Origin of the sequence: Streptomyces sp. NPDC052043 (assembly GCF_044548235.1) — a bacterium.
In the GTDB taxonomy this organism is placed as follows: domain Bacteria; phylum Actinomycetota; class Actinomycetes; order Streptomycetales; family Streptomycetaceae; genus Streptomyces.
In genome coordinates, this window is the sequence record NZ_JBIUBT010000036.1 from 1 (window position 1) to 4,136 (window position 4,136).

Annotated in this window: 2 protein-coding genes; both read left to right on the plus strand. The window is 74.7% G+C overall.

Features of this window, described 5'->3' with window-relative positions; translation table 11 throughout:
* Positions 1-3,389: SDR family NAD(P)-dependent oxidoreductase (locus tag ACIHCX_RS38025; protein WP_400037986.1), on the plus strand; the 3,389-nt coding region annotated here is incomplete at its 5' end.
* A 57-nt stretch (positions 3,390-3,446) separates the two neighbouring features.
* The coding region (locus ACIHCX_RS38030) for a beta-ketoacyl synthase N-terminal-like domain-containing protein (protein ID WP_400037988.1) at positions 3,447-4,136 on the plus strand (690 nt) is incomplete at its 3' end.

Sequence of the window (4,136 nt, forward strand, 5' to 3'; positions counted from 1 at the left end):
ACGAACTGGCTGACCGCTGTGCACACGACGGCGTACGCACCCGCCGGCTCCCCGTCGACTACGCGTCGCACTCGGCCCACGTCGAAGCCATCGAGCAGGAGCTGAGCACACTGCTGGCCGGACTCAAACCCCGGCCCTCCGAGGCCGAGTTCTGGTCCACCACGACGGCCGGACCGCTCGCCGACACCACGGTTCTGGACGGCACGTACTGGTACCGCAACCTGCGCCGGACCGTCCGCTTCCACGAGGTCGTCGCGGCGCTGGCCGAGCGGGGCCACCGGCTGTTCGTGGAGAGCAGCCCGCACCCCGTCCTGGCCCCGGCGATCCAGGAGACTCTGGACGCCGTCGCGCCCGTTTCCGCCGGAGCCCTCGGCACGCTGCGGCGTGACGACGGCGGCCGCACGCGGCTGCTGCTGTCCCTGGCCGAGGCGTACGTCCAGGGCGCCCCGGTCTCCTGGCGCGCACTGTTCGCGGCCGCCGATGCGACCCCGCTGCCGACCTACCCGTTCCAGCGGGAGCGGTACTGGCTCGACCCGGTCGTGGGGCACGGCACCACCTCCGCCACCGGCCCGGAGAGCCATAGGCATCCTCTGCTCGACACCGCGGTCGTCCTGGCGGGCGACGCCGGTGTCCTGCTCACCGGGACGCTCTCGCTGACCGCCCACCCGTGGCTGGCCGACCACGCCGTGGACGGAGTGGTCCTGCTGCCCGGCACCGCGTTCCTCGAACTCGCCCTGCACGCCGGCCGGCAGACGGACTGCGCCGAGGTGGAGGACCTCACCCTGGAGGCGCCGCTCGCCCTGCCCGCTGTCGGAGAGACTCGGCTACAGGTACTGGTCGGCCCCGCCGACGCCGAGGGCCGCCGCCCGGTCACCATGCACTCCCGCCCGGTGGCCGCCGCCGCGGCGGACGAGGCGGACTGGACGCGGCACGCCTCCGGCACCGTACGGCCCGCGGCGGAACCGGCCCTGCCGCCGGTGCCCGCCGGCATGCCGTGGCCGCCGCAGGACGCGGTCCCGGCCGACGTCGACGCGTTCTACCCGCTGCTGGCCGAGCGCGGCTACGGCTACGGCCCGGCCTTCCAGGGGCTGCGTGTCGCCTGGCGCCGGGACGGGCACCGCTTCGCCGAGGTGCGGCTCCCCGGCAGCGACGGGTTCACGCTCCACCCCGCGCTGCTCGACGCGGCCCTGCACGTGCTGGCCCTCGAAGTGGCCACCGAGCCGGCCGACGACGGGATCCGGCTGCCCTTCTCCTGGAGCGGGGTCCGGCTGCACGCGACCGGTGCCACCGCCCTGCGTGTCGAGGTGACCCCGGTCGGCCCGGACGTCGTGTCGCTGGCGCTGAGCACGCCGGACGGCACCCTGATCGGCACCGTCGACGAACTGACGGTCCGCCCGATCAGCGCCCGGCAACTGGCCGCCCTCCGCAGCGCCGACCCCCTGCCGCTGCACCACATGGAATGGGCCGAACTGCCGCCCGCACCGGCCGCGCACGCACCCTCCTGCGTCCTGCTGGACGCCGTGGACGAGACGCGCTCCCCCACCGGGAACCCGGCCGTGGACCCGGAACTGCTGGCCCTCTCCGCTCTGGCCGACGCCGAGCGGGTGCCCCAACTCGTGCTGGTGCGGTCCACGGCCGCCCCGGACGACGGCAGTCCCGAAGCGGTCCGGGCCGCGCTGCACCGCGTGCTGGAACTCGTCCAGACCTGGCTGGAGGACGAGCGCTTCGACGATTCCCGGCTGGTCCTGTGTACCCGGAACGCGGTCGGCGCCGACCCCGGCACCCGGCTCACCGGCCTCGCGGACGCCGCCGTGTGGGGGCTCGTCCGCTCTGCCCAGTCCGAACACCCCCACCGGCTCGCCCTCCTCGACCTGGACGAGGACGCCGACCGGCTCGCCCTGCTGCACCCCGTGCTGTCCCGGCTGGCCGCGGGCGAACCCCAACTCGCCCTGCACGACGGGCGGATCCTCGCCCCCCGGCTCGTCCCCGCCCCGCCTGCGGGAGACCCGACGCCGAGTACCGGCCCGGCGGCACCCGCCGATCCGACCGACCCCGCTGCCCTCATGGGCATCGACCCGGCCGGCACCGCCCTGATCACCGGCGGCACCGGCACCCTTGGTGCCCTCTTCGCCCGCCACCTGGTCGACGCCCACGGCGTACGGCACCTGCTGCTCGCCGGCCGGCGGGGCACGGACGCCCCGGGAGCCGCCGCACTCGTCGCCGAACTGGCGGAGTCGGGCGCCGAGGTGACGGTCGCCGCCTGCGACGTGGCGGACCGGACGGCACTGGCGGACCTGGTCGCCAGCATCCCCGCCGAGCACCCGCTGACCGCCGTCGTGCACACCGCGGGCGTCCTCGACGACGGCGTCGTCGCCTCGCTCACGCCGAGCCACCTCGACACCGTCCTGCGGGCCAAGGCGGACGCGGCCTGGCATCTGCATGAGCTGACCCGGGACATGGACCTGGGCGTGTTCGTGCTGTTCTCCTCGGTCGCCGGCACCCTCGGTAGCCCCGGCCAGGCCAACTACGCTGCCGCCAATGCCTACCTCGACGCCCTCGCCCGGCACCGGCGGGCCACGGACCAGCCGGCCCTGGCGCTGGCCTGGGGGCTGTGGGCCGAGTCCAGCGGCATGACCGGCCACCTCGACGGCGCTCACCTCGAACGGCTACGGCGCGGCGGTGTCGTACCGCTCACCGGCGACGACGGGCGCGCCCTGTTCGACGCCGCGCTGCGCTCCGGACGCCCCGCACTCGTTCCCGTCCGGCTGGACACCGCCGCGCTGTGGCAGGCGGCGGCCCAGGGCACCCTGCCCACCGTGCTCCGCGACCTGGTCCCCGTCCCCGCCGGCCCGGCCGCGAGCGCCGAGGCGGAGGTTCCGGCGACCGACCGGATCCTGGCACTCCCGGCGGACCAGCGCGACCAGGTCCTTCTCGACCTGGTCCGCGCCTCCGTGGCCTCGATCCTGGGCCACGCCTCACCGGAATCGGTGGATCCGCTCCAGGCGTTCAAGGAAATCGGCTTCGACTCGCTCACCGCCGTACAGCTGCGCAACCGGCTGAACGCGGCCACCGGATTGCGGCTCCCCGCGACCCTCGTCTTCGACCACCCCACCCCAGCGGCGCTCGTCGCCCACCTGGGCACCGAACTGCTCCCGCCCGCAGGTACCCCGGCGGACCGGCTGCTGGCCAAGCTGACCGAGCTGGAGGACGCGCTGCCCGAAGAGGCGACGGACCAGGAAGTCAGGGACCTGGTCACCGCCCGGCTCGAGGCCGTTCTCGCCCGCTGGCGCCGTCCCGCGGCCACCGAGCCGGCCGAGAGGCTCAGGGAGGCGTCCACCGACGAGATTTTCGCCTTCATCGACAACGAACTCGGCCGACGCACCACCTGACAGGCCCAGGCGCGGCTGCGGCCGTCTCCGACGAGGCTGAGAAGAGGCTGAACCTGCATGACAAACGAAGAGAAGCTTGTCGACTACCTCAAGTGGGTCACGGCCGATCTCCAGCGGACCCGCGAACGCCTCCAGGAAGTGGAGGCCGAACGGCTGGAGCCGGTTGCCGTGGTCGGCATGGCGTGCCGCCTCCCCGGCGACGTCCGTGCCCCGGAGGACCTGTGGCACCTCGTGGCCTCCGGCACCGACGCCATCGGCGACCTGCCCACCGACCGGGACTGGGACCCGGACCTGTACGACCCGGACCCCGAGCGGCCGGGCCGCGCCACCACCCGCCGGGGCGGATTCCTGTATGACGCGGCCGAGTTCGACGCCGAGTTCTTCGGCATGTCCCCGCGCGAGGTGCTCGCCGTCGACCCGCAGCAGCGGCTGCTGTTGGAGACCTCCTGGGAGTCCGTGGAACGCGCGGGCATCGACCCCGGCACGCTCCGCGGCGAGCGCGTCGGCGTGTACGTCGGCGCGATGTACGGCGACTACGGCTCCCGGCTGCGACAGATACCGAGCGACCTGGAGGGCTTCATCGGCAGCGGCAGCGCGGGCAGCGTCGCCTCGGGCCGAGTCGCCTACACCCTCGGTCTGGAGGGTCCGGCGGTGACGGTGGACACGGCGTGCTCCTCGTCCCTCGTCGCCATCCACCTGGCCGCCCAGGCGCTGCGGCGCGGCGAGTGCGCCCTCGCCCTCGCCGGC